The sequence below is a fragment of the Candidatus Dormiibacterota bacterium genome, assembly GCA_035635555.1.
GTDB lineage: Bacteria > Acidobacteriota > Polarisedimenticolia > Gp22-AA2 > Gp22-AA2 > Gp22-AA3.
This window is the reverse complement of sequence record DASQAT010000018.1, coordinates 14,438-39,481: the sequence shown is the minus strand read 5'-3', so window position 1 is coordinate 39,481 and position 25,044 is coordinate 14,438. Positions and strand designations below refer to the sequence as shown.

General features: G+C 69.1%; 19 protein-coding genes, 1 tRNA gene and 1 pseudogene. 8 read left to right on the top strand and 13 right to left on the bottom strand.

Annotation, left to right across the window (positions count from 1 at the left end; genetic code table 11):
- Positions 1-11: 11 nt before the first annotated feature.
- Both VEW47_05160 and VEW47_05155 read right to left on the bottom strand, forming a co-directional pair.
- Entirely contained in the window at positions 12-890 is an 879-nt protein-coding gene (locus tag VEW47_05160) for an arginine deiminase family protein (protein HYS04563.1), read from the bottom strand.
- A 48-nt stretch (positions 891-938) separates the two neighbouring features.
- Positions 939-1,013, bottom strand: a tRNA-Ile gene (locus tag VEW47_05155).
- 150 nt (positions 1,014-1,163) lie between these two features.
- Between VEW47_05155 and VEW47_05150 the strand changes: the two genes are divergently transcribed.
- Positions 1,164-2,600, top strand: coding sequence for a Glu/Leu/Phe/Val dehydrogenase (locus tag VEW47_05150; GenBank protein HYS04562.1), 1,437 nt, complete (start codon positions 1,164-1,166; stop codon positions 2,598-2,600).
- Positions 2,601-2,618: 18 nt separating this feature from the next.
- On the opposite strand, the gene VEW47_05145 is transcribed toward VEW47_05150, so the two are convergent.
- Positions 2,619-3,110 carry a tetratricopeptide repeat protein gene (locus VEW47_05145; protein HYS04561.1) on the bottom strand — a complete coding sequence of 164 codons (492 nt, stop codon included), beginning with the start codon at positions 3,108-3,110 and terminating at the stop codon, positions 2,619-2,621.
- A gap of 173 nt (positions 3,111-3,283) precedes the next feature.
- Between VEW47_05145 and VEW47_05140 the strand changes: the two genes are divergently transcribed.
- The gene (locus VEW47_05140) at positions 3,284-5,203 is read left to right on the top strand and encodes a DUF885 domain-containing protein (GenBank protein HYS04560.1); all 1,920 of its coding nucleotides are present in this window, start codon (positions 3,284-3,286) and stop codon (positions 5,201-5,203) included.
- Positions 5,200-6,204 carry a hypothetical protein gene (locus VEW47_05135; GenBank protein HYS04559.1) on the top strand — a complete coding sequence of 335 codons (1,005 nt, stop codon included), beginning with the start codon at positions 5,200-5,202 and terminating at the stop codon, positions 6,202-6,204. The genes VEW47_05140 and VEW47_05135 overlap by 4 nt, the downstream gene beginning before the upstream one ends.
- Before the next feature lie 24 nt (positions 6,205-6,228).
- Here the strand turns inward: VEW47_05135 and VEW47_05130 are convergent, their stop codons facing one another.
- From VEW47_05130 to VEW47_05110, 5 genes are all read right to left on the bottom strand, one after another.
- On the bottom strand, positions 6,229-6,438 hold the full coding sequence (locus VEW47_05130; GenBank protein HYS04558.1) for a cold shock domain-containing protein: 210 nt from the start codon (positions 6,436-6,438) through the stop codon (positions 6,229-6,231).
- A 222-nt stretch (positions 6,439-6,660) separates the two neighbouring features.
- Entirely contained in the window at positions 6,661-8,760 is a 2,100-nt protein-coding gene (locus VEW47_05125) for a thioredoxin domain-containing protein (GenBank protein HYS04557.1), read from the bottom strand.
- A gap of 494 nt (positions 8,761-9,254) precedes the next feature.
- Complete coding sequence (locus tag VEW47_05120) at positions 9,255-9,575, bottom strand: hypothetical protein (GenBank protein ID HYS04556.1); 321 nt, start codon at positions 9,573-9,575, stop codon at positions 9,255-9,257.
- A 34-nt stretch (positions 9,576-9,609) separates the two neighbouring features.
- A complete protein-coding gene (locus VEW47_05115; protein HYS04555.1) occupies positions 9,610-10,293 on the bottom strand; it encodes an FHA domain-containing protein in 684 nt (227 codons plus the stop codon).
- 11 nt (positions 10,294-10,304) lie between these two features.
- Positions 10,305-12,110 (bottom strand): serine/threonine-protein kinase, encoded by a 1,806-nt coding sequence (locus tag VEW47_05110; GenBank protein ID HYS04554.1) that lies wholly within the window; start codon positions 12,108-12,110, stop codon positions 10,305-10,307.
- A 246-nt stretch (positions 12,111-12,356) separates the two neighbouring features.
- Here VEW47_05110 and VEW47_05105 point away from each other — a divergent pair, with 246 nt between their 5' ends.
- The gene (locus tag VEW47_05105; GenBank protein ID HYS04553.1) at positions 12,357-14,408 is read left to right on the top strand and encodes a dehydrogenase E1 component subunit alpha/beta; all 2,052 of its coding nucleotides are present in this window, start codon (positions 12,357-12,359) and stop codon (positions 14,406-14,408) included.
- A 42-nt stretch (positions 14,409-14,450) separates the two neighbouring features.
- Positions 14,451-15,578, top strand: a pseudogene (locus VEW47_05100) (AAA family ATPase).
- Between the two features lie 211 nt (positions 15,579-15,789).
- Here VEW47_05100 and VEW47_05095 read toward each other — a convergent pair.
- A complete protein-coding gene (locus VEW47_05095) occupies positions 15,790-16,422 on the bottom strand; it encodes a TlpA family protein disulfide reductase (GenBank protein ID HYS04552.1) in 633 nt (210 codons plus the stop codon).
- An 83-nt stretch (positions 16,423-16,505) separates the two neighbouring features.
- Here VEW47_05095 and VEW47_05090 point away from each other — a divergent pair, with 83 nt between their 5' ends.
- From VEW47_05090 to VEW47_05080, 3 genes are all read left to right on the top strand, one after another.
- The gene (locus VEW47_05090; protein HYS04551.1) at positions 16,506-17,477 is read left to right on the top strand and encodes an arginase family protein; all 972 of its coding nucleotides are present in this window, start codon (positions 16,506-16,508) and stop codon (positions 17,475-17,477) included.
- Between the two features lie 99 nt (positions 17,478-17,576).
- Complete coding sequence (locus VEW47_05085; protein ID HYS04550.1) at positions 17,577-17,876, top strand: hypothetical protein; 300 nt, start codon at positions 17,577-17,579, stop codon at positions 17,874-17,876.
- Between the two features lie 12 nt (positions 17,877-17,888).
- A complete protein-coding gene (locus VEW47_05080) occupies positions 17,889-18,527 on the top strand; it encodes a hypothetical protein (protein ID HYS04549.1) in 639 nt (212 codons plus the stop codon).
- Here VEW47_05080 and VEW47_05075 read toward each other — a convergent pair.
- From VEW47_05075 to VEW47_05060, 4 genes are read right to left on the bottom strand one after another with little or no spacing between them, the layout of a single operon-like run.
- Positions 18,521-19,162 (bottom strand): TPM domain-containing protein, encoded by a 642-nt coding sequence (locus tag VEW47_05075; GenBank protein ID HYS04548.1) that lies wholly within the window; start codon positions 19,160-19,162, stop codon positions 18,521-18,523. The two genes, VEW47_05080 and VEW47_05075, sit on opposite strands and share 7 nt — an antisense overlap.
- 17 nt (positions 19,163-19,179) lie before the next feature.
- Positions 19,180-19,980, bottom strand: coding sequence for an SDR family oxidoreductase (locus VEW47_05070; protein HYS04547.1), 801 nt, complete (start codon positions 19,978-19,980; stop codon positions 19,180-19,182).
- Between the two features lie 25 nt (positions 19,981-20,005).
- Positions 20,006-21,301: a tetratricopeptide repeat protein gene (locus VEW47_05065; GenBank protein ID HYS04546.1), complete on the bottom strand. Its 1,296-nt coding sequence runs from the start codon at positions 21,299-21,301 to the stop codon at positions 20,006-20,008.
- 51 nt (positions 21,302-21,352) lie between these two features.
- Positions 21,353-24,877 carry a thrombospondin type 3 repeat-containing protein gene (locus tag VEW47_05060; GenBank protein HYS04545.1) on the bottom strand — a complete coding sequence of 1,175 codons (3,525 nt, stop codon included), beginning with the start codon at positions 24,875-24,877 and terminating at the stop codon, positions 21,353-21,355.
- Between the last annotated feature and the right edge of the window lie 167 nt (positions 24,878-25,044).

Below are 25,044 nucleotides of genomic sequence, written 5' to 3'. Positions count from 1 at the left end.
GGCGCTCTCTCTCACTCTCTCACGAGGGGCCGCGTCAGGCAGGTCGGCCCCCCCGATCCCTTCAGGGAGATCTCCCTCCCCTCGTACACGGTGACCTCGCACCCGGCTGTCTCGAGCAGGCGCCTGGTCCGGGGGTTTCCCTGCAGCATGATGCACCGGCCGGGTGCCGTGGCCAGGACGTTGCAGCCCATCGAGGCGAACTCCTCGTCGGGGACTTCGAGAATCTCGGTGCCGCGGGTCAGCAGCCACTGCCGGAACGGAGCCGGCAGGAGCCGGGAGTACGCGAGGACGAGATCGATGTCGATCGGGCTCAGCAGCGACATGAGATGGAGTACGTCGTCCGGACCGCTCCAGTGCGGCAGGGGCACCGGGATCAGATCGTCCACCCCGCCCCCCAGGATCTCCCGGAGCTGGCGGATCCCCTCTCCATTCGTCCGGTATCCCTGACCGACCGCCACCGTCCTCGCGTCGAGGAAGACCACATCTCCCCCTTCCAGCCTGCCTTCATCCTCGATGCGACCCGCGATCGGGATTCCCGCCGCTTCGAAATAGCGGGCGGCGGCCCTGGGCTCGTGGCGGCGTTGCGCCTTCCCCATGTTGCACAGGATCGCGCCCCGCTCCGACACGACGACGGCGTCGCGGACGTAGATCGAATCCAGGCCGGTCTCGTCGTCGCGCGGCAGAAACAGGATCTCGGCCCCGGACCCGCAGAGGAGCTCGGCGAAACGCTCGTGCTCCGCGGCCGCCTTGCGGAGATCGGGGCGGGCGGTGAAGCGGAGGTCCCGCCACTGCGCCTCGATCCGGCGCTCGTCCACGAAGGCGTCCTGCGGACGCTTGAGGATGAGGCGGCGGATTGACGCGACCTCGGAGAGACCGCCTGTCCTGCTCATGCCCTCCCCCGCCATGACGAGAGTCCTGCACCCGCAGGGGTTCTGAGGTGGGCCCACCTGGATTCGAACCAGGGACCAACTGATTATGAGTCAGCTGCTCTTACCAGACTGAGCTATGGGCCCGGCTGACGAGACGACGACATTATAGCGAAGCCGCCACGACCGCCGCCTGCGCGGTCTCTCTCGCGATGGGGTCTTGTGCTCCTTGTTCCCGGGAGGCCGCCTGTGCAAGGATACGCCCCGCGCCGGAACTTCGGAGGGCGGAGGCACGCGATGGACAATTCCCGCAGGGGCGGAGGCGAGGATCTCAATCTCTGGAACATCGTGTCGCGGCAGTTCGACAAAGCCGCCGCGACCCTGGACGTCCCGAAAGGGCTGCTCGACCAGATCAAGGCCTGCAACGCGGTCTACTACATGCAGTTCCCGGTGCGCATCGGGGACCGCTACGAGCTCTTCCAGGGCTGGCGCGCCGAACATTCGCAGCACCGCAAGCCGACCAAGGGCGGCATCCGCTACAGCGAGATGGTGACGCAGGAGGAGGTCATGGCGCTCGCGGCGCTCATGACCTACAAGTGCGCCATCGTCGACGTGCCGTTCGGAGGATCCAAGGGGGGCATCTGCTTCAGCCCCAAGAAATACACCCGCGAGCAGGTGGAGCACATCACACGCCGCTACACGGCCGAGCTCGTGCGCAAGAACTTCATCGGCCCCGGAATCAACGTGCCGGCGCCGGACCTGGGGACCGGCGAGCAGGAGATGGCCTGGATCGCCGACACCTACGAGGCGTTGACGTCGGGGCAGGTCGACTCGCTCGCCTGCGTGACCGGCAAGCCGGTGACGCAGGGGGGCATCCGCGGACGCAAGGAAGCCACCGGTCGCGGCGTGCAGTACGGCATCCGCGAGGCGTTCAAGATCAAGGCCGACATGAAGAAGCACGGTCTGACCGGGGGCCTCGAAGGGAAGCGCGTGGCGATCCAGGGGTTCGGGAACGTCGGGTACCACGTCGCGAAGTTCCTGTCCGAGGAGGACGGCTGCCGCATCATCGCGATCGGCGACGTGGCCGGCGGTGTCTTCAGCGCCGACGGACTGAACATCGCGAACCTGTCGGAATACCGCGACAAGACCGGCGGCCTGAAGGGGTTCCCTGGCGTCCGGGATTTGGGAGGGCCGCGCGACGTCCTGGAGATCGAGTGCGACCTCCTGGTCCCCGCCGCCCTGGAGAATCAGATAGCGCTCGACAACGTCGACCGGATCAAGACGAAGATGATCGCCGAGGCGGCCAACGGCCCCACGACGGTCGGGGCCGACGAGAAGCTGATCAAGCGCGGTGTCCTGATCGTCCCCGACATCTACCTGAACGCCGGTGGCGTCACCGTCTCCTACTTCGAGTGGACGAAGAACCTGTCCCACATCCGTTACGGGCGCATGGAAAAGCGTCTGGACGAGATCTACCGGGACAAGCTCGTCTCCACCATCGAGCAGGTCACGGGGAAGCCGGTGCCGGACAAGCAGAGGCGCGACCTGCTGAGGGGGGCCGACGAGGTGGACCTGGTCAACTCCGGCCTGGAGGGGACGATGCAGAACGCCTACCGGGAAATCCGCGAGGCCCTCGACAAGGACCCGCGCGTCGAGGACCTGCGCACGGCCGCCTTCGCCGTGGCCATCGGCAAGGTGGCGCGCAGCTACATGGAGCTGGGTGTCTTCCCCTGAACCCCGCCCGCGGCCGACTCAGTTGACCGGCCCCGTGCCGGCGTCCTCTTCCACGACACCCGACTGCTGCTCCAGCGACTGCTGGATGAACAGCGCCTGCTGCAGCTCGCGCTGCGCCTTGTCGAGCTCTCCCAATTTCGAGTAGGCGCGATACAGATTCAGGTAGGGAAAGTGACGCGGCTCGTAGCGCGGCGCCTTCTTGGCCAGCTCCAGCCACGGGATCGCCTGATCGACCTGCCCCATGTGGATCAGGTAGGAGCCGATGTCGTTGTAAGGGTTGCCGAATCCGGGATCGAGCGTGATGGCGATCTTGCACTGCTCGATCGCGTCCTCGTAGCGCCCCTTCTGGCTGTAGGTCCAGCCCAGAAACGTGTGGGCCTCGGCGGTCGGGCACTCGGCGATCGAGGCCTGGTACAGGCGGACCGCCTCGTCGAGCCGTCCCGCCATCTGCCGCTCGTACGCCTCCCGCAGGATGCGAACGGCGTGGCCGAGCCTCTTCTCGTCACTCAAGGTGTTCCCCCTCCACGGGCCGGCTCCATCCTAGCGGCGCTCGTCGCCTTCGTCAACGCGCCTGGCGCTCTGTCTTCACGTCCTCGAGTGGCGGGGCGGGCCGCCGCCCCGCCGGCCCCGAACACGAGGGCATTTCCGGATGCTAAGATACGCGATTCGAACGGAGGCTTCCGATGACGATCGCATGCAGTGTCTTCGGCTCCAGGAACCCCGGCGCGTGGCGCCCGCACCGCCTCGTGGTGCTCGCCGTCCTGACCCTTGTCGCGACGGCTTGCGCGCAGCGGCCTGTGCCGGGCACGCGCGGCGGGAACGGGGCGACGGCGGCCTCCTTCGCCGAATTCGCCTCGCGGTTCACGGGCGACTCGCTCGCCCTGTCCCCTCCGTCCGCCACCCTCGCCGGCCTCCACCGGCACCGCGACCCGGAGACGGGCCGGGAGATCGATCTCGACCGTGAGCTGGACGACGTCTCGGCGGAGGGCACGGCCGGGAAAGTGCGGTACTACCGGGGCACGCTCGAGGCGCTCGACCGCGAGTTTCCGGCGGAGTCCCTGCCGGAGCAGGAGCGCATCGACCGCGGCATCATCGCGGCGCAGTGCCGCCTGGCCCTCCTCGATCTCGAGCGGGTGCGGTCGATGGAGACGAACCCCACCACCGCGGTCGAGTCGATCGGCACGGCGCTGTTCTTCCCGGTCGTGTTCGAGTACGCCCCGGCGGCGGACCGGGGGGCCGACATCCTGGCCCGCCTCGAGAAGCTGCCCGCCTTCGTCGACGGGGCGATCGCGGCTCTCAAGAGCAGCGCCCCGATCTACACGGAGGTCGCGATCGAGGAGAACGACGGCAACCGGGACGTGATCCAGAACGCCCTGCCGGCCCTGTTCGAGAAGGGCTCTCCCCTCCGGGCGCAGTTCGAGACGAAGAGCGCGGAAGCGCTGCGGGCGGTCGACCGCCTGGGGCGATTCCTGTCGGATGATCTCAAGAAGCGATCGACCGGAGACTGGCGGCTCGGCGGAGCGCTCTACCGCGAGAAGTTTGCCGCCTACTTCCAGGAGGACCTCGACCCCGGAGCGGTCCTGAAGGAGGCGGAGGACGGCGTGCGGCGCGTCCGTTCCGAGATGCTGGCGCTCGCGGCGCCGCTGCATGACCAGTGGTATGCCGGACACGACGGTCACAAGACCCTGAAGGATCAGGAGGCGCGCGCGAACACCATCGTGCGCGAGACCCTCGATCGCATCGGGCGCGAGCACCCGGCGCGCGACCAGCTCTCCCAGGCGATCGGCCGTGACGTCCAGGAGATCGCCGGATTCCTGGAATCGCACGCGATCCTGACGATGACCCGGCATGACAATTTGTCGATTATCGAGACCCCGCCGTTCCTGCGGGGCATCTACAGCGTCGCCGGGCTGAACGCCGCCCCGCCCCTCGAGCCGGCCTTGAAGTCGCTCTACTACGTCACGCCGATCCCGGGCGCGTGGCCCGCCGAGAAGGCCGAGGCGAAGCTGCGCGAGTACAACCGCTACAAGCTCCTGCTCCTGTCGCTGCACGAGGCGCTGCCGGGACACTACACGCAGCTCGAGTACGCCAACCGCGTGCAGCCGGAGTGGCGCAGGCTCCTGCGCAGCGTTTACGGGAACAACGCCTACATCGAAGGCTGGGCCCAGTATGCCGAGGAGACCATGCTGGAGCAGGGCTTCCACGACGGCGGCGACCCGCGCATGGCGCTGACGTTCCGGAAGGAGGAGCTGCGGGTCCTGGCGAACGCCATCCTGGACGTGAAGCTGCATACGCTCGGGATGACCGATCAGGAGGCTCTCGATCTGATGATCAAGGACACCTTCCAGGAGAAACCGGAGGCCGAGGGGAAGCTGCGGCGGGCCAAGCTGTCCTCGACCCAGCTCCCGACGTACTTCGTCGGCTGGCAGGCCTGGCGCCGGCTGCGCCGGGACGCGCAGGCGGAGCGCGGCGCGGCCTTCGACCTGCGCGCTTACCACGACGCGGTGCTTTCGTACGGGGCGATCCCGATGGGCGCCCTGCGCCGTCTGGTCATCAAGGGGACTGTCGCCTCGCGGGCTGCCGCGCCCGGCGACGGGGGGTGACCGCGCCGCGCGTCCTCCTCGTCCGGTACCAGTCGGCCCTCTTCCTTCTCCTCGCCGCCTGTGGCGCACCGTCCAGCGCACCCGGCCTGGACGCTCGCGTCCTTCTGGTTTCGGACCGGGGCGGCTCGTACCGTATCTACGAGGAGATCGACCGGGGGAACGCGCGGCCCGTCGCGATCGCCGAGTCGGCGAGCCCGCACGCCGACACGATGCCGGCCCGCCTTCCCGACGGCGGCGTCGTCTTCGTCTCCGACCGGGACGGCACCCCGGCGATCTATCTGGCTCCACCTCGAGGCGGGGTCCGGCGCCTGACATCCGACTCGGGTCCCTCCGAGGTCTCGGCGCCCGCTCCCCTGGGTCGGAACCGTATCGTATTCGCAGGCATCGACGCCGGCGCGCCGAAAGACTCCCGGCGCGATCTCTACACGATACGTCTCGATGGCGGCGACCTGCGCCGGCTGACGCGCCACGCCGCGGACGACGCGGAGCCTTGGGGCACCGCGGACGGCCGCACCGTCGTCTTCGTCTCGGACCGCACGGGTGCGCCGCGGGTGTGGCTGATTCCCGACGTGGAGGCCCCGGATCCCGATTCGGGCGCCGTCTGTCTCACCGAGACCCGGCCGCACGTCCCGCCGGATTCGGGCGGGACCGGAGACTTCGCGGACCACGGACCGGTGCCTCTCCCGGACGGTTCTTTCGTCTTCGGCCGCGAGCCCGAGGGTCGTGTCTCGCAGATCTTTCAGGTGAGTCGCGAGGGGGCGCGCGCCGGACTGCGGCAGATCACCGACCCGCTCACGCTGCCGTACGGTGCCTCCGAGCCGGTCGTTCTCGATGAGCGGACGATCCTGCTGGTGGCGGGACCGGCGGGGGGCAAGGACAGGCGAAGCGGGGGGGGCCGCTTCGCCGTGTATCGAATCGCGCTGGGAGGCTTCAACCTCGCTCGCGTGACGCGCGACCAGGCGCCTTACAGCGACTTCACACGCCGCCTGGCCGGCCGTTGAGCGGATCGACTCCGCTTCCGCGGATCAGGCGCCCGTGGCGCCGCGCACGTTCGCGGCGCGCAGTCCCTTGGGGCCCTTTTCGACCTCGAAATCGACCATCGTTCCCTGCTCGAGGTCGTCGAAGTTCATCCCGACGAGACCCGAGCGGTGAAAGAACACTTCCTTGCCGTCGTTCCCGCGGATGAAGCCGAAACCGCGATCCCGAACGACCTTCGCAATAGTGCCGCGCGCCATACACACTCCCCTCACAGGTGCTACGACAGGACGGTCTGCTTGCAAACCTGACTTGCAAAAGCGAGGCCCTGACCCATGGGGCCAGCCCTTCCCGGCCACAGACCGCCCGACGCCAATTGAAGGGGACGACTGTGCTGATTGAGAAACTCTAGGGGGGGGATCTCGTCGGTGTCAATCCCCCCGAACGCGATTAGGGTAAAGACCCCAAGCGTCCGGGGGAGATCAGATTTCCAGCTCGGCGGGCGACAGCACCGGCGCGCGACACGTGCCGGCCTCGCACAGGTACGCGGCGGATCGTCCCTCGATGGGAGACTTGCCAGCCAGAACGGGGAGCGCCCGCTCCGCCCCCGCGACCGCGGGATCGGCGAGGGCGAGAACGCTGTTCGGATCGTAGGAGTCACGGAGCGCCTGCAGGAACGCGCGCACGCCGGGATCGTGACGGGGTCCGGCGAGAACGATCGTGCGCGTCCCGGCGAGGTGCTGGTCGGCGGCGCACAGCATCATTCCGAAGGCGGACGGGAAGCGCTCCATCCGGTCGCGGTAAAGGCGGAGCGTCTCGCCGGCTTTCGTCAGGAGCGACGCGTCGCCGGTCAGAGCGCTCAGGCGCTGGAGGGCCAGGGCGGCGACCGAGGCGCCGGCGGGAACGGCGCCGTCGTTGCCTTCACGTGTCCGCGCGATCAGCGTCTCGTGATCGCTCGCCGTGAAATAGAAACCGCCGCCGCGTTCGTCCCAGAACCGATCGACCAGGCGGGAGGCCATGAGGCGCGCCTCGTCGACCCAGGCGGCGTCGAACGTCGTCTCGTAGAGATCGAGGAACGCCGCCAGGAGAAACGCGTGATCGGTCAGGTAGGCGGGATGGCGCGCCTCCCGATCCATGAAGGAATGCAGCAGGCGGCCGTCACGCACCATGCGATCGAGCACCAGTCGGGCGGCCCGTCCCGCCGCGTCGGCCCAGCGTGGTTCGTCCAAAACGCGCGATCCGAACGCCAGCGCCGAGATCATCAGGCCGTTCCAGTCGGCCAGGATCTTCTCGTCGCGCCCCGGACGAACGCGTCCTTCCCGGCTCTTGAGGAGTCTCGCGCGGGCCGACGCCATGCGCAGCCGGAGCTCCCCCTCCTCCATGCGCAGGTCGGAGCCGACCTGCGCCATCGACCGCGCCAGGTGCGGGATGCTCCGGCCCTGCTCGAAGTTCCCTCCCGGGACGATCCCGTAGACGTTGCAGAACAGGGCGGCCTCCTGCTGGCCGAGCACCTGCGCGATCTCCTGCGGTGTCCAGACGTAGTACTTCCCCTCCTCCCCCTCGCTGTCGGCGTCGAGACTCGAGTAGAACCCGCCCTCGGGCGAGGTCATCTCCCGCAGCACCCACTCGAACGTGTCGCGCGCCACCTCCTTGAAGAACGCCGCGGTCGCGGGTCCGCCCGACGGCAGCGCGGCCGAGACCCCCAGGCGTCCTACCGCCTGCGCCGCCTCCAGGTAGACGCGCGACAGGAGCGCGTTGTCATACAGCATCTTTTCGAAATGCGGCACGAGCCACTTCGCGTCCACCGCGTAGCGGTGAAATCCGCCGCCGAGCTGATCGTGAATGCCGCCGCGGGCCATCTTCTCGAGACTGAGGACGGCCATGCGCAGCGCTTCGGGGTTGCCGGCGCGGCGGTGGTAGCGCAACAGGAAGGAGACGTCCATGCTGTGCGGAAATTTCGGCGCCCCGCCGAATCCCCCTTCCTCGTTGTCGAACCGTCCCGCCAGGTCGCCGAACGCCCGGTTGAGGACCGACGGCGTGAGCCGCTGCGCCGAGGGGGTCATCTCGGAGAGGCGCGCGATCTGCGCCGCCACCTCGTCCGCCATGCGCCTCACGTCGTCCTTCTTCGATCGATAGGCGTCGGCGGCGGATCGCAGGACGTCCGCGAAGCCGGGCCGGCCCCAGCGCGAGGCCGGCGGGAAATAAGTGCCGGCAAAGAACGGCTTCAGCTCGGGCGTGAGGAACACGGAGTTCGGCCAGCCCCCCTGTCCGGTGAGCATCTGGGTGGCGGCCATGTAGATCTCGTCGAGATCCGGCCTCTCCTCCCGATCCACCTTGATGTTCACGAACAGCTCGTTCATCAGGAGGGCGACGCTGTCGTCCTCGAACGACTCGCGCTCCATCACGTGGCACCAGTGACACGAGGAGTACCCGATGGACAGGAAGATCGGCCGGTCCTCCTCCCGGGCGCGCCGCAGCGCCTCCTCGCCCCAGGAGTACCAGTCGACCGGATTGTGGGCGTGCTGCCTCAGGTACGGGCTGGTCTCCCGCGCCAGCCGGTTCTCGCGCTTCGCTTCAGCCATGGAGCGCCAAGGCTACAGGAGCGGGGCGGCCTGTGCAAGGGTCCGTATCGCGCAGGAGACCTTCAGCCGGACCGCGTGGCGGGCGCGCAGCGGGGTGTGGCTCATGCTCCCTCGCGCGGGATAAGGGGCTGCCATGTCACACGCATGGCGCGGCTCGAAATCGCCACACCCCGCTGCGCGCCCGCCACGCACGTCCCGAGCGCCCCCACGGTTGCGGACCGATGCGAATGACCACTCCTTCCGAGCTAGCCCGGAAGGGCAGCGATCGTCAGTCGCGAGCAGTGACTTGGCTGCGGATCCCTTTTTGCTTGGAACGACGGGCGGGACCTCCGCGCGGTGGGTCGACCTCGGGCCCGACGAGCCGCGGCGGGCTCGCAGCGCGGTGTGGCGATTTCTCGCCGCGCCATGCGTCCGACCCGAGCGCCCGTTACGCCTCGCGAGCGAGCATGAGCCGCACCGCGCTGCGAGCCCGCCGCGGCTCTCGTGGGCGGGTGTCAGGCGGCCTTCGAGGAGAGGGCCCGCACGACGTCGGCCGTCACGTCCCGGCCGCCACGGCAGTTGGTGATGAGGGTGGAGACGGTCCAGATGGGGCCCCAGGGAATGCCCCACCAGCCGCACAGGAGAGAAATGAGGGAGTAGGCGGCGCCCTTGCGGAACGCGCTCTCGTCCCCCTTGATGAACTGGATGTCGGAGACCCTCTTGAAGGTGAGGACGACGATCGAGATGCAGTACTGGAAGATCACGAACCGGCCGCCTCTCTCGATCTCGTGACGCAGCTGGTCCGGAGACAGGGTCTCGATCCCCTTGATCTTCATTCCGACAACTCCGCCGCGTCGCGGCCGGTTCCGCTCATGCCTCGACCGGGACCGGACCGTCGAACACCGTGAAACGCAGCGTCGTGTTACCGACGCGGATCAGGTCGTTGTGCTGCACGTTGCGGCGCGTCAGACGGACGCCGTTCACGAACGTGCCGTTCCTGCTGGCGAGGTCCTGGACGGCGTACTGCCGCTCGCGGATGATCACGACCGAAGCGTGCTTGCGCGACACCTTGTCGTCGTCCAGGACGATGTCGCATTCCTTGCGCCCGATCGTGTACGTTCCGATGCCGGTGATGTCGAACGACTTCCCCTTCAGATCTCCTTCGATCACCGTGAGGTAGATCGATTTCCCGCCCAGGGCCGACGGCTTGCTCAGGACCCTCTGCGCCGGCGACTCCAGGGCCGTCTCGTCGACGGCGCCCGCGCCGGACACGAGGAGAGCGCGCGCTCCGGCCTCACCCTCCGCCAGGCGCCTGCCGATCTCGCGCGCGGCCACGACGGCCCCCGCGGCGGCGGTGCCACGAGTTCGATCCGTTCCTGGGCAGATCATGCCGCCGCCGGTGGTGCCGCCGGGTGTGTTGATCCCGCCGGGGGAGGGAGGGCGCGCCGGAGGCTTGGGGCGGCCGACCGGCAGCTCCTTGCGAATCAGCCACGCGCCGGTCGAGCGGCGCACCTTTGCGTTCTGGTCCTTGGCGCGATCCATCGGTGTCCTCATCGTCCTCTCCATCAGTGGGAGTCCTGCCAGTCGAGCCTGAGATTGTTCTTCCCGGTTGAGCGCTGCTCGCCCGTGAGCAGCGCGACCTCGTTCTTCGTGACGGTTCCGGTGATCCTGGACTTCACGAGCAACCCGCCCTTGTCCTCGAGGAGCCGGACCTCGACGCCGTGCCTGCCCGCGGGGACGGACAGGACGTGCGTGACGGTCCCCGACTTGCCCTTCTGAGCCTCGAACGGCTTCGACAGGACCGTCTTGCCGTCCACCAGCACGACCAGACGCCCGCCCTTCATCCGGTGCTTCACCTCGAGCCTGATCCTTCCGTTCGGGCGATCCAGCGGGACGAGGCTGGCGTTCTGCGACTTGGCGGCGCGCGCCTGCCGTGCCGCCTGGACGACGCGGCCCATCTCGGACGGCCCCGCGTAGGTCATGGCGCAGATCGCCTTGATCGGCCTGTCGGGCTGGAGCGTCTCCGCCGTCTCAATCTCCTGGCGCGCCGTCTTCAGGTCGTCCCGCGCCGCGCCGATCGCCTGGCGCGGGTTGCCGATCCACCCTCCGGCGCGTTCCGGCGCCACCGGCACCGAGGTCCCCGCGATGCTGACCGAACCCCGCGCCGTCACGGGCGCCTTCTCCGAGACCGAACGCTTCCCGGGGTTTTCGTCGAGCAGGACGCTGTTCCCGAGCGGGCCGTGGAACAGGGTGACGATGCCCCAGTTCACGCCGATCAGGGCGAGCACCAGGAACGCCACCAGCGCCCCCAGGCGCCACTGGCTGGTGAGGGTGAACCAGGGGGACGCCACGAACGGCTGGTCCTGGCCCTCCTCGGCGGTGTTGCTCCCCGTCTCCGCGTCCGGCGCCTCCTGCCGCGCCAGGGGCGCCAGCGCGGCAATCATCTCCTGGCCTGTCTGGTAGCGCTGCGCCGGATCCTTGGCGAGCGCCTTCTCGAGGATCGGATCGAAATCGGGCGACACATCGCTGTTCGACTCGCTGGGCGGCTCGGCCGGCTGCGTGGAGATCCGGTACAGGACCTCGGAGACGCTCTCCCCCTCGAACGGCGCCTTGCCAGTCAGGAGCTGGTGGAGAATGACTCCCAGCGCGAAGAGATCGGAGCGGCCGTCGACCTGCCCTCCCTTGAGCTGCTCGGGCGACATGAATCCGGGCGAGCCGACGAACTGATCGGAGCGCGTCAGATCCGATCCCGCCAGCCGCGCCACACCGAAATCGGTGATCTTCACCCGCCCCTGCTCCGTGATCAGGACGTTGGCGGGCTTGATGTCCCGGTGCACGATGCCGCTCCGGTGGGCGTAATCGAGCGCCGCGGCGATCTGCTGGACGATGGCGACCGCGTCCCCTCCGGTCAGCGGCGCGCGGGACAGGATCACTTTCTTGAGATCCTGGCCCGGGACGTGCTCCATGACGATGTAGGGGCACCGCGTCGCGGGGTCCTGCCCGATGTCGTGCACCGCCACGATGTTCGGGTGGATGAGGGCGCCCGCCGCCTGCGCCTCGCGCAGGAACCGCTCGCGGTACTGCCCGGCCTCTTCGTCGGACAGATCCGGCCTGATGGTGATGACCTTGAGGGCGACGTTCCGGCCGATCACGGGGTCGCGGGCAAGGTAGACCTTGCCCATGCCCCCCTGGCCGAGCGTCGACTCGATGGTGTAACGGCCGATGCGCGAGCCCGGCTCGCCCGTCGGCGGGCCCGAGGGAGCCGCCCCGGCGGCCGATTCCTCTCCGGCCGCGGCGGCATCCTGGCCGTCGACCTGCCCGTCTGCGCGGTCGACCTGCTTCTTCGATTTTCGCTTCTTCTTTTCGAACATGCGAGCCTGCTCCGCGAACCGCTCGGAATATATGGGCCGCATCGTTCGCGGGCAAGGTTCAAGCCCGCGACCGGCAAGGCTTTCCACGAAGGGGACACGCGAGCGTGGCGCGGCCGTCAACCGTCCGTCAGGAAGCGGGGGGAAAGACCTCCCAGTCCCGTCCTGGCACCCGCGGCGTCACCCCGGCTGGCGTTCCACGGTATGAAGATGTAGGATCGGGTCGATCCCGGGTTTCGGAGGTACGAGATGGCTGTGCGGAAATTGCCCGCGGAGCGCCCGCGCCCGAAGACCGCGGCCCCCGGCGTGAACCCCGACCTGTTCCTCAAGCTCTACGAGAAAATGCTCAGGGCCTACTTCGTCGAGGAGCAGTGCCGCATCTTCGTGCGCGCCGGCAAGTGCTCGTTCTACGCCTCGGCGCGCGGGCACGAGAAGGTGCAGATCGCGGTCTCCATGCTGTTGCAGCCCGGACGGGACTGGTTCTTCCCCTATTATCGCGAGAAGGCGCTCATGGTCGGGCTGGGGATGCCGCTCGACGAGATCTTCCAGGGGATGCTGTCGCGCGAGGGGGACACCAATTCCCTCGGCCGGAACATGTCGGAGCACTTCTCCTCCCGCGCCCTGCGCGTCGTCTCGCCGACCGCCTGCACCGGCACGCAGTTCCTGATCGCCGTCGGGATGGGAATGGCGGTCAAGGCGGACCAGAAGGACGAGATCGTGTACGTCTCGGGTGGCGAGGGATCGACGTCCGAAGGGGAATTCTTCGAGGCGGTCAACAAGGCGCAGCACGACCGGCTGCCGGTCCTGTTCCTGATCCAGAACAACGGCTACGCCATCAGCGTGCCGCAGGAGCAGCAGACGCACTCGCAGATCTACCAGGTGGCGGCCGGATTCGGCATGAAATCGGTGCGCGTCGACGGCACCCGTTTCACCGAGATGTACAACACTCTGAAGCCGCTCGTGCAGGACCTGCGCGAGGGCCGGGGTCCCCTGTTCGTCGAGGCGATGGTCGTCCGGCTCGACTCCCACTCGTCCTCGGACGACCAGACGAAGTACCGCGACCCGAAGAACATGGAGGAGGCGCGCCGCAAGGACCCGCTGGCCCACAGCGAGCTGCGCGTACGCGAGATGGGGCTCCTGACCGACCGGGAGGTGGAGGAGTGGCGGGCGCGCATCAAGGCCGAAGTGGAGGAGGCGGCGCGGAGGATCGACGCCCTTCCCTACCCGGATGCATCGACCGCGGCGGCCGACATCTACAGCGCGGATCGGGTCATCACGCAGGAGACCGGGCCGGATTTCGTGTCCGAGAAGCCGATCACGATGGTCGAGGCGATCAATCACGGGCTGCGCGAGGAGATGGAGGCCAACCCGAAGATCGTCATGTGGGGCGAGGACATCCAGGATCCCAAGGGGGGCGTGTTCGGCGTGACGCGAGGGCTGACCGAGGCGTTCCCGGGCCGCGTGGTGAACTCCCCCCTCGCCGAGGCGACCATCGTCGGCGCTGCGCAGGGGATGGCGATCGGCGGCTACAAGCCCGTCGTCGAGATCCAGTTCGGCGACTACTCCTACCCCGGCTACATGCAAATGCGCAACGAGATTTCGACGCTCCGCTGGCGCAGCGCCTCGGGCTGGACCTGCCCGATGGTCGTGCGCGTGGCGGTGGGCGGATACATCCGGGGCGGCCCGTTCCACTCGCAGTCGCCCGAGACGCTCTACGCCCACACGCCCGGCTGGTACCTGGCGTACCCCAGCAACGCGGCCGACGCCAAGGGTCTCATCAAGGCCGCCTGCCGGATGGACGACCCGATCCTGTTCTTCGAGCACAAGGGTCTGTACCGCCAGGTGTACACCAAGACGCCGGAGCCGGGGCGCGATTACGTCATTCCCTTCGGCAAGGCGCGGATCATCCGGCCGGGGGACGACCTGACCGTGATCGCCTGGGGACGCGCGGTGCACATGGTGCAGCAGGCGATCAGCCAGGTGGCCGCCGGGGCGGGCGGGGAACCCTCGGTCGAGGTGATCGATCTGAGGACGGTCGCACCGCTGGACACCGAAACGGTGCTGGCCTCGCTGGCCAAAACCGGTCGCGCCCTCGTGGCGCACGAGGCTCCGCTGTTCGCGGGGATGGGTGGCGAGATTGCGGCCGTGCTCGCCGACCGGGGTTTCGAGTATCTCGACGCGCCCGTGCGCAGGGTCGGGGCGAGGGATTCCTTCGTGCCGTTCGCTCCGAACCTCGAGGCCGCGGTTCTTCCGAGCGTCGAGCAGATCGCGCAGGCCATCAAGGACCTGCTGGCGTACTGAGAGCGCGCAGCAAGGAGCGCCGCTGTCGCTCGCGGAGTCGTCATGCCGCGGACCAGGATTCTGAGGGTCCCGTCTCCCTGCCTCGTCGTCATGGTCGGCCCCGCCGGGTCCGGCAAGTCCAGCTTCTGCCGGCGCAGCTTCCGCCCCGCCGAGATCGTCAGCACCGATGCCTGCCGCCTCCTGCTCGCGGGCGACGAGGCCGACCAGGGCGTGAGCCCCGGGGCCTTCCTCCTGGCCCATCGGATGGCGGAACAGCGCCTGCGGCGCGGCCTGTTGACCGTGTTCGATGCCACGAGCGTGGAACCGCGGGCCCGCCGGGCGCTCGTCGCCCTGTCCGCGCGTCGTCACGTGCCGGCCATCGCGATCGTCCTGGACCTGCCGGTCGAGACCTGCGTCGCCAACGACAGGAGGCGCGCGCGCCGCGTCGGCCGCGCCGTGATCGTCGACCAGGCGCGCCGTCTCGCCCGAGGCCTCCCGCGGCTGCGCTCGGAGGGATTCGCGGTAGTGCACGTCGTGCGCGGAGCCGCCGCGGCCCGCCGCACCCAGGTGGCAGTTTCGACCTCCGCACCGTGCAATCGCCGGAAGGAACTGGGGCCGTTCGACGTCATCGGCGACATCCACGGCTGCGCCGACGAGCTCGAGCGGCTTCTCCTCCGGCTCGGCTACCGCCGGTCGGCGCCCGGCGCCCCGTTCCGCCACCCCGGGGGACGGCGGGCCGTGTTCGTCGGCGACCTCGTGGACCGCGGACCTCACGTCGTGCGGGCGGCGCGCATCGTCATGCGCATGACCGCGGCGGGCAGCGCCTTCTGCGTCCCGGGCAATCACGAGATCGCGCTCCTCGGCTGTCTCCACGACGGCACCCGGAGCGTGAGCCCCGGCACGTTCAGGACGATCCGCCAGATCGAGGCCTTGCCCGCGGCCGCGCGTCGGCGATTTCTCGACGAGTTCGAGGAGTTTCTCCTGCGCCTGCCGTCGCACCTGGTCCTGGACCGCGGCCGCCTCGCCGTGGCGCACGCAGGGATCACCGACGAGTATCTCGGACAGACGTCCCCGGAAGCGCGTCATTTCGCCATCCATGGCCAGACAACGGGCGGCCTCGACCGATTCGGGCTTCCGGTCAGGGTGAAGTGGGCCGCCGGCTATACAGGGAAGGCCCTGGTGGTGTACGGGCACACGCCGGTCGTGGAGCCGGAATGGATCGGCAGGACGCTGAACATCGACACCGGCTGCGTGTACGGCGGGAAGCTGACCGCCCTGCGCTACCCGGAGCTGGAGATCACGACCGTGGCGGCGCGGCGCGCCCACTACCGGCCGCGCCGGTCGCTGCCCGGAGGTGTCGGATTGAGAGCCCAGACGCGCGCCTTGCCCTCCGAGGCGGTCGTCACCGGTGATCCGACGCGGCCGGAGGCGGGTCCGCAGCCGTCGGCCGGGTCCGCGGCAACCCCGCGGCGATCGCCCGTCGCACCTCCTCTATGGCGGCCGGGCCCGTCCAGCTCGCCACCCGCTTCCCTTGCCCGTCGTACAGGACCGAATACGGAATAGGGCCGGGAAGATCCAGCCCCTCGATCAACGGGTCCTGATCGCCCCGGTAGATCAGGTTGGGATACCCAACGCCGGACCCGGCCAGGGCCTGCCTGACCTTGTCCTCCGTCTCGGCGCCGTTCCCCGTGATCCAGGCGTCGAGAGAGATGCCGAGAAACCCGGCGCCCGCGACGGCGTCCTCGCGCGCCAGGTCCGCCAGGGCGGGCAGCTCGTCGACGCACGGCACGCACCAGGTCGCCCAGAAGTTGACGAACAGGGGCCGTCCGCGCAGCCCTTGGAGGGTCGCATGGATCTTATCGAGGTCCGCGAACTCGACTCTCGCTTCGACCGCACCGGCCTCACGCGCGGGGGTGGACGCGGGGGCGCGCGAAGGGGCGTCGCACGCCGCGAGGCTCGACCCCAGGATGAGGCCGAACGCGAACGCCGCGGCCCCGCGTCGATCACCGGGAGCCGCTCCTGGGCCCTGACCCATGTCCTTTCCCCGCGCGCGCCGATCCAGAGATCGGCGCCGATTCCGGTCACCGCTCATCTTACCCTGCTGGTAGAATCCGGACGATGATCACCCGTCACCCCTGGGGGGGCCTGGCGCTTCCCGACCTCGAGTACCCGCACGACGTCGTCATCCTGGGGGTGCCGTTCGACGGCGCCGCCTGCTGGCGCGCCGGGGCGGCCGAAGCGCCCCGCCGGCTGCGCGACATCTCCGCCACCTCGCCGGCCATCTCCGAAGAAGGGTATGTGGTCGACCCGGGCCTCCTGCGGGTCCGCGACGCCGGCGACGTCGCGCCCGGCGACGGCCTGCAGGGGGACGGCGCGCGCCAGGTGTACTTCTCGCGCGTCGAAGAGGCGGCGGCCCAGATCCTCAAGCTCGGCGCCATGGCCGGACGGGATACCTTCCTCCTGTCGATCGGCGGGGACCATTCGGTCAGCATCCCCCTGGTCCGGGGATTCGGACGCCAGTTTCCGGAGGGGTTCGGGCTGGTCCTGCTCGACGCCCATCCCGATCTGTTCGACACGTACGACGGATCGCCCCTGTCGAGCGCCTGTCCGATGCGGCGCGCGCTCGACGGCAGCCGCCTGAAGCCGGAACACCTCCTGATCCTGGGGACCCGCTCCTACAACCAGGTCGAGCTCGACTTCATGAAGGAGAAGGGGATCCGCTTCGTGCCGGCGCGCGTGATCGAGAGGTCCGGTGTCGACGCCATCGTGGATCTCGCGCACGAGAGACTGGCCGGAGTCGGCAACATCTACCTGAGTCTCGACATCGACGTGGCCGACCCGTCGTGCGCCCCCGGCACCGGGGCGCCGGTCGCGGGGGGACTGTCGAGCCGGCAGCTTCTGGAGCTGACACGCGGTCTGATACGCCACCTGCCGGTGCGCGCCATGGACATCGTGGAGGTCTCCCCTCCCCTCGACCCGTCCGGGGTCACTCTCTTCCTGGCGCTGCAGATCATCTTCGAGTCCCTGGCCGTGCTGGCCGACAGGCGTCAGAAAGGCGGGCGCCCCCAGCCCCCCCTGCGACGCGGATAGCGGAAGAATCCGAAACACGTCCCGCCAGGCCTTCTCACGACGCTGACGGGACGCTGTTTTGTCCATCCTCTGCTCGATTACCTGCTGATCGGCGGCGGCTTGAGCCTGTTCGTCACGGCGATCGTCGTCCTCACCCCGATGCGGTCGGAGCTTCTCGGGACGGGGGCCGCCATGGCGGGGATCGTCCTGTTCAGCAACGGGGCCCACTTCGCGGCGTCCACCGTGCGGCTGTACACGAAGCCGGGCGCCGCCGGGTCCATGCCCTTCCTGTCGAAAGTGGTTCCGCCGATCGTCATCATCCTCATGACGCTCTGCGTCGTCTACGTGGGACGCGTGGGCAGGATTCTGGACACTCTTTATCTGACCTGGTCTCCGTACCACTACGCGGCCCAGGCCTAAGGACTGGCGGTCATGTACAGCTATCGCTCGGGGTGCAACCTCGAGAGCACCGACAAGAAGCTGCTTCGGTGGGTGTGCATGATCCCGTTGTTCTACATGGGCGGCAACCTCCTCGGCTCCCGTCTCCCGGTGCCCATCGGCGAGCTCCTTCCTTCCATCAGCGGACTGCTCCCCTCCCTCAGGACGGCGCTCGTGGCTCTCAGCGTGGTCGCGCCTTTCCTTCTGTTCATCAAAGTGTGGCGGGCCAGAAGCGGGCCGATGCCCCTGATCAGCCTGCTGACCGTGTTCAGCAACGCCATCTGGTTTTTCGTGCTGGACCCCCTGAGCGCCTTCCTCTGGGCGACCATTTTTCACGGGCTCCAGTACCTGGCGATCGTCATCATCTTCGACGTCAAAGATCAGGTGTCGCTTCCCGGAAATACGCATGGCAGGCTGTTCCACACGCTCTGGTTCTACGGGATCAGCCTCGGGCTCGGATGCATCCTGTTCATCCTTCTGCCGAAGACTTACGCCGCGATGGGGTTCGACTATTTCGACGGAAGGCTGGTGTCCGTCGCGGTGATCAACATCCACCACTTCATCGTGGACGCCTATATCTGGCGTCTGGGCAGGGGTGACACCAACCGCAAGATCGTCGAGGGCGTCTACTGAGAGCGCCTCTCGAACAGACGCAGAACCATCGGGCGCAGCGCCAGCGCTACGAAGAACAGAATGACGACGAGCGAGGCGGACCAGCTTCGCGCCGGCATCCTCCGCGAGTCCGAGGTGGCCGCGGGGGCCTCGATCTCCTTTTGATACCGCTGGGAGGCGGCGGCGACCAGGGCGGCGCTCGCATGCAGCATCGCGTGCGAGACGTCGCTTCTCTGCAGCCGGGGAAGGATGTACCGATCGATGATCGTGCGGACGCGAGTGTCCGGAAGGAACTCCTCGACGCCGTGACCGGTCGCGATGATGACCCCATGCTCCTCCATCGCCAGGGCGACGACGATGCCGCGATCCTCGGGCTGCCTTCCGATCCCCCACTCCGGCCCTGCCCGCGCCAGAAGATCCTCCAGCGCCTCCCCCTCCAGGCGGGGGAAGGTGACGACGGCGATCGCGACCCCCGTCTTCTCGAGCAGGTCGCGGTGACTCCGCTCCATGGTCCGCCGGTCTTCCTGAGTGACGACGCCGGCGAGATCGTAGACGGAGCGGTCGTCGTGAGGAGGGAGCTCGACGCGGGCCTCGCCCCGCGCGGTCGTCGCCAGGAGCAGGACCGCCAGCGGAACGGCGAGGGACCCTCGTCTCATGCCTCGCAAAGAGCCCCCTAGATCAATGAGCGGCTCTGCCCGCCGTCCACGTTCAGGCAGGCGCCGATGATCAGCGAAGCGGCCTTCGATGCCAGGAACAGGATGGCGGCCGCCACCTCGTCCGGGTGGCCGAAGCGCCCGAGGGGCAGCTCGCGCGCCACGAACGCCGCGATCCCTTCGGGGTCGGCCTTGCGACGGCGATCCCACGAGCCGCCCGGGAACAGGGTCGAGCCCGGCGCGACGTTGTTGACCCTGATACCGTGGGGGGCCAGCTCCCGGGCGCACGCCTTGCTGTAGGCGATGAGTCCCGCCTTGGCCGCCATGTAGGACGCGGCCCCTCCCCACTCTCTCCCGAAGATCGACGTGACGTGGACGACGGCGCCGCTCCGCCGCTCTTTCATCGAGGGGAGGACCAGCCTCGTCATGGTCACGGCCGCACGCAGGTTGGCGGAGACGACCGCGTCCCAGTCGGCCTCCGGCGCCTCGACCCCCGGGTCGCCGCGCGAGCCGCCGACCAGCGTGACCAGGACATCGACCCGCCCGAAGCGGGCGATCGTCTCGCGCACCGCGCGCGCCGCGTCCTCCTCGCGCGTCGCGTCCGCCGCGACCGCCATCACCTCGGGTGCCGCCGTGGCCGGAGGGGAGCCGGGACGACGGATCTCCCGCACTTCGCGCGCGGCCTCGCGCAGGTTCGCTGCGTCCCGCGCGACCAGCGCTATGCGGCTTCCCTCCAGGGCGAAGGCGCGCGCCGCGGCCAGGCCGATCCCCCGGCTGGCGCCGGTGAGGAGGACCGCCTGGCCTTCGAGTCCGAGGTCCATGGGGGGAGGCCCTCCGGCCGACGGTTCAGCGCGGCTCGAGCTCGAGGATGTAGTCCCGGACCTGCTGGGCGTCCTGCGCGTCCGGCTTCAGCTCCAGGTAGCGGCGGAACGCCGTGAGCGCCTCGTCCTTCTCGCCGGCCTTGTACCGGATGATGCCGATGGCGCGGTAGGGATCGGCATAGCGCGGGTCGAGGCGGCTCGCCTGCTCGTAGGCCTCGAGGGCCTTGTCCAGCTGGCTGTCGGCTGCGGCACGGTCCTGCGCGTCCGCCGCGCGCGTCTCGGCGACCTGTCCCGTCAGATAGTGGGCGACCGGATCGTTCGGGGTCAGGTCGAGGACCCTGCCGATCTCCGCCTCGGCGCTGCCGAGCCGCCCAAGGCGCAGGTTCTCGGCCGCGTCGTCCCGCACCAGGACCCGCATGCGCATCTGGAAATCGTGCGTATCCTTCGTGCGGTCGTCGCCGCCGACGCCGCTGTAGCGCGTCGACAGGATCTCCTTCATGTCGGCGATCCTCTCATCCAGCCGGGGATGGCTTCCGAAGAAGAAGATCTCCATCCTGGAGTCGTCCCCGCGGTCGTCCTTCAGGAGCTCGAAGACGCGCGGCCCCTGGCGCGGGTCGTACCCCGCCGCCACGGTGCGCTCCAGGCCGACCTCATCCGCCTCGCGCTCCAGCTCGCGGCCGAAGCCGTTGACCGCCGCCATGTACGCGAGCTGCAGACCGAGCCCGGCGATGATGTTGCCGACCTGGCTCAGGACGTAGGCGCCGCCCCAGTTCCCCCGCTCGGCCTTCTTCCCCGCCTGCTCGGCGATCACGATGCTGGCGGCGAGCGAAGCGATGGAGAACCCGATCGCCTTGTTGCGCGCGCTGCGCTGGAACTCGAGGGCGTGGCGATGGGTCGCGTGCGTCTCCTCGTGGCCCAGGACCACCGCCAGCTGCGCCTCGTTCTCCAGACGCGCCAGGAGCCCCGTGTGCACGTAGATCGAGCCGGTGGGAAAGGTGAAGGCGTTGAGGGTCGGATCCTTGATCGCGTGGACCCGCAGACGGATCGCCTCCTGCCCCTTCACCTCGGGCGGCGCCAGGCGGCCCGCGACCTGATTCAGGTAGTCCTCCAGGAGCGGGTCCTGATACAGCGTCGCCTTGTCGCGGAGCTTGCGCTCCTCCTCCTTCGCCTGGTCCCACAACCGGCGCTCGTCGTTCGCCGGCTTGAAGGCGGGACCCTCCGCACCGACCGGCGGCACGCTGGTCGTCAGACAGCCCGTCTGCCCGACGAGAAACGAGGCGATGACCAGAAGAGATGCGGCAGGACGGAGGGACGCGGACACCTCTTCATCCTACCACCAGGCCGCTTCAACGAACTACGGCGCCGTGCCCCCCTAGGGGCGCGGCGGACGGTTGAGGTACAGCACCCTCTCCCCGCTCCATGGGAAGGCTCGCTGGTCCGAGGCTGCGGGTGTTTCGCCGTCGTCCGCGGTGATCCGGAGGATGTACGTGCCGGGCCCGGGCAGGGACGTGAGATCGATCGACCGCGGCAGGCGGGAGCGGTCGTACGGCATCGACACGACCGCCGGTCCGACCGGGCCGAGGGCCGCCGAGCCGCTGTCGTAGCTGAAGAGCGTGTACTCGGACAGGTGCCCCGGGTCGGAGACGCGCCTCACGCAGACCTGGAATGGCGCCGTGCGATCGAGGACCGCCTCGGATGAGAAGAGGCCGGATACCAGCGCCTCGGCGCAGGTGCCGATGGCGATCAGGAAGTCGGCCTGGCCGTCCGAGCACCCGACGTTCGAATCGACGTCGGCGAGGAACGGCGGCGCCCCCGGGTTGACGGCGTAGACGATCCCTTCGCCCGCGACTCCGTCAGGCTGGAAGGCCAGGGAGCAGGCCTCCGACAGGCGCGGGATGACGTTCAGGAGACGCGTGGTCGCGAACACCTCGACCGTTCCTCGCAGCGTGTCGCCGTCCGGATCGCCGGCGGCGACCAGGGCGTTCAGGGTTCCGTCACGCATGAGGGTGACGGAGGCGATGCGGACCACGGGCTGGCAGGCGTCTCCCGCGCCGTCTCCATTGGCGTCGGACTGCAGCGGGTTGAAGGCGAGGGGACAGTTGTCGCGGTCGCCGCACACGCCGTCGTGATCGGCATCGTTCGCCGGATCGCGCGGGCAGACGTCGCAGTCGTCCGGGATCCCGTCGCCGTCGCTGTCCGGCCCGCCACCCTGCCCGATCTGGGCCGCAGGCCGGCCGGCGACGTAGGCGGCCGGGCAGGCGTCGCTGCCGTTCGGAACGCCGTCGCCGTCGAGGTCGTCGTCGCAGGCGTCCCCCTGGCCGTCCCGATCGAGATCGCGCTGCGTGGGATTGAACGTGCTGGGACAGTTGTCGCAAGCGTCGCCGCTGCGGTCGCCGTCGAAATCATCCTGGGCGGGGTTCGCCACGAGAGGACAGTTGTCGCTCGCGTCGGCGACACCGTCGCCGTCCGCGTCCCCCCCCTGTCGGAGCGTCCACGAGTCGGCCAGCGCACCGGAGGCGTGCCCTCCGTGGACCAGCAGGACGCCGCGCACGAGGTCCTGCGCCGCCGCGTGTCCGGCGCGCGCCGGCAGCGTGGCCAGAGTGGCGAGGGCGCTCCATGAGACGCCGTCGTACAGACGGGCGGCAGCCGTCTGGATCACCGCCAGTCCCGTGGACAGGCGGGCCGGGTCGCGTGTGACGCCTCCTGAGAGGACCATTCGGCGGCGTGGCGGGTCGAAGGTCAGGACGCCGTTCCAGGTCGGCGGGACGTTGCCGCGCGTGTCGGCAGGCTGCCAGGCAGCGCCGTCGAACTCCCAGGTATCGTTGAGCTGCGGGATCGCGGCCGCGGGATCGATGCCGCCGTTCAGGACCGTGACCTGGCGGAATCCGTCGAAAGCCATCTGAGCCTGGAAGCGCGCTGCCGGCGATTGCGGCGAAGGCAGAAGCCGCCACGCCGAGCCGTCGAACATCCACGTGTCCCCCAGCGCTCCGTGCGCCGAACGGCCCCCGAACATGACCGTGCGGCCCCGGGTCGAATCGAAGGCGAGGCCGAACTCGGCGCGCGGCGAAGGGGCGACCGCGGTCGTCACCAGGCGCCAGGTAGTCCCATCGTAGGTCCAGAGGTCGTTCAGGAGCGTCCCGTCGGACCGACGTTCGCCGCCGAACAGCACGACCCGGCCGCGCGCCGCGTCGAACACCATGCCGTGGCCGCGCCGGGGGGCGGGGGCCGCCGCAGTTGCGACTCGCCTCCACGTCGAGCCGTTGAATTCCCAGGTCGAGGCGTCGGACGATCCGCCGAACAGGACGGCCACGCCGCGCCGCGCGTCGAATGCAGCCGCAGCGCCGTCGCGCGGTCCCGGGCTCGCGGGACCCGCGACCTGCGTCCACCGATCCACGACGGAGCCGGGTGACAGCAGGGCAGGATCGCAGGCGTCCCCAAGGCCGTCGTGGTTGGCGTCGTCCTGCGCCGGATTCGCGACTCCCGGGCAGATGTCGTGCGGGAGAGGCACGCCGTCGCCATCCTGATCGAGAAGGTTGTCGATCCGGAAGATGCGCGCCGCGTCCGCTTCGAACTGTGCGTCCTGCTCCGGGGCGAGCGGCCCGGCGTCGACCGGACCGAGGACCGGGAAGGGCCGCGTCGGATCGCGCGGCAGGATCGACGCGAATCCGCCCGCCCTGCCGTTCCCGGCAGCCGGCATCGTCAGGAGCGATGTCCCGGTCTCCAGGAAGAGGAAGCGCTCCAGAAGGGCGTCCATCGGAGACAGTCGCGTCAACGCCGAGATCGAATAGCGATCGAAGATGTCGCGCGTGCCGCCCAGGTCGTCGGCCAGGTCGGTGCCGCGCACGTCGAACCTCATCCGCCAGGTCGCATCGGATTTCCTGCTGACGCCCGACACCGCGGGGGTCAGACGATCGAGAGACGTCGCATCCAGGAACCGCCCCTGCACGCCAGGCACGATGCGGGTGGGCGTCGTGATGTTCGACAGGTCGTACGCCGTGCCGTCCCATGCGACCGTGACGACGATGATCCCGCCCGGCGCCGGGCTCAGCTCGCCGTACGGGTAGAGCGGCACCGGATCGTCGCTGCGTGGGATGGAGCGGTCATCGAGGGTGAAATTCCCGTTTCTGTCCTCGATGTACGGGTGGATGTTCGGGAAACTGGGATCGAACGTGTCGAGACGGCCGTTTTCGTTCCTGTCCTCACCCGGATCGAGCACGCCGTTGTGGTTGGCGTCCTCGTCGATGTAATCGAGCCGGCCGTCACCATCCCGGTCCTCGCCCGGATCGAGCTGGTGGTTGCCGTTGTCGTCCTCCCAGAACATGTCCGCGTGGCCGTCGCAGTCGACGTCCTCGCGCAGGGCCCCTTCGCACCCGCCCGGCGGAGTCAGGCGGCCGTCCCCGTCCCGATCCTCCCCCGGGTCGAGCACGCCGTTGTGATTGATGTCTTCGAAGATGTCGAACTTGCCGTCACCGTCCCGGTCCTCCCTCTCGTGCGTGATGACGATCACGAGCGGCGGATGCGACGGGTCGAGCGTCGACGGGCAGCCGTTGGTCCGTGGATCGCCCCAGCCACCCGGTCCGTCTCCGGGAGCGTCGATGCGGAAATCGGGGCGGCCGTCTCCGTCGAGGTCGCCCACGTTGTGCAGCCAGGCCGACGCCGGCAATGAGCCGCTGTTGTTGATGTTCCCCGAGCCCAGGAGATAGAAATACGCCCGCGGCGCCGCCCCGAGATTGCCCAGGATGATCGGCGGCCGCAGGTCGCCCCGGCCGCTCGTGATCGGATTCGACTGCCCGGCAGGACAGTCGGCGCGTGCCGCATCTGCCGACAGGAAGCCGAGCGCAACCACACACGAAGTGACGACGGTCAGGCCGATGCCACCCGAAGGACGATTGAGCATGATGGACTCCTTTCCGATCGTGGCGATTAGAGCATCGGGAGCCGTCGGCGAGACGCTCCAGCACCCGGCAGGAAGGTTACGTCGCAGGGTCACATCGCGGGAGCGCATTCGGGCCGCCGACGCGACTCGCGGCCCGCACGTCGCGCGGAGACGTCACAGCGCGTAAT

What these genes read in the sequence shown, in the direction of transcription:
- VEW47_05095 (HYS04552.1), bottom strand. Translation starts at nt 16,422, where the DNA reads ATGGGTCAGGGCCCAGGAGCGGCTCCCGGTGATCGACGCGGGGCCGCG.
- VEW47_05080 (HYS04549.1), top strand. Translation starts at nt 17,889, where the DNA reads ATGTACAGCTATCGCTCGGGGTGCAACCTCGAGAGCACCGACAAGAAG.
- VEW47_05160 (HYS04563.1), bottom strand. Translation starts at nt 890, where the DNA reads ATGAGCAGGACAGGCGGTCTCTCCGAGGTCGCGTCAATCCGCCGCCTC.
- VEW47_05125 (HYS04557.1), bottom strand. Translation starts at nt 8,760, where the DNA reads ATGGCTGAAGCGAAGCGCGAGAACCGGCTGGCGCGGGAGACCAGCCCG.
- VEW47_05060 (HYS04545.1), bottom strand. Translation starts at nt 24,877, where the DNA reads ATGCTCAATCGTCCTTCGGGTGGCATCGGCCTGACCGTCGTCACTTCG.
- VEW47_05090 (HYS04551.1), top strand. Translation starts at nt 16,506, where the DNA reads ATGATCACCCGTCACCCCTGGGGGGGCCTGGCGCTTCCCGACCTCGAG.
- VEW47_05110 (HYS04554.1), bottom strand. Translation starts at nt 12,110, where the DNA reads ATGTTCGAAAAGAAGAAGCGAAAATCGAAGAAGCAGGTCGACCGCGCA.
- VEW47_05130 (HYS04558.1), bottom strand. Translation starts at nt 6,438, where the DNA reads ATGGCGCGCGGCACTATTGCGAAGGTCGTTCGGGATCGCGGTTTCGGC.
- VEW47_05120 (HYS04556.1), bottom strand. Translation starts at nt 9,575, where the DNA reads ATGAAGATCAAGGGGATCGAGACCCTGTCTCCGGACCAGCTGCGTCAC.
- VEW47_05105 (HYS04553.1), top strand. Translation starts at nt 12,357, where the DNA reads ATGGCTGTGCGGAAATTGCCCGCGGAGCGCCCGCGCCCGAAGACCGCG.
- VEW47_05115 (HYS04555.1), bottom strand. Translation starts at nt 10,293, where the DNA reads ATGAGGACACCGATGGATCGCGCCAAGGACCAGAACGCAAAGGTGCGC.
- VEW47_05070 (HYS04547.1), bottom strand. Translation starts at nt 19,980, where the DNA reads ATGGACCTCGGACTCGAAGGCCAGGCGGTCCTCCTCACCGGCGCCAGC.
- VEW47_05150 (HYS04562.1), top strand. Translation starts at nt 1,164, where the DNA reads ATGGACAATTCCCGCAGGGGCGGAGGCGAGGATCTCAATCTCTGGAAC.
- VEW47_05140 (HYS04560.1), top strand. Translation starts at nt 3,284, where the DNA reads ATGACGATCGCATGCAGTGTCTTCGGCTCCAGGAACCCCGGCGCGTGG.
- VEW47_05075 (HYS04548.1), bottom strand. Translation starts at nt 19,162, where the DNA reads ATGAGACGAGGGTCCCTCGCCGTTCCGCTGGCGGTCCTGCTCCTGGCG.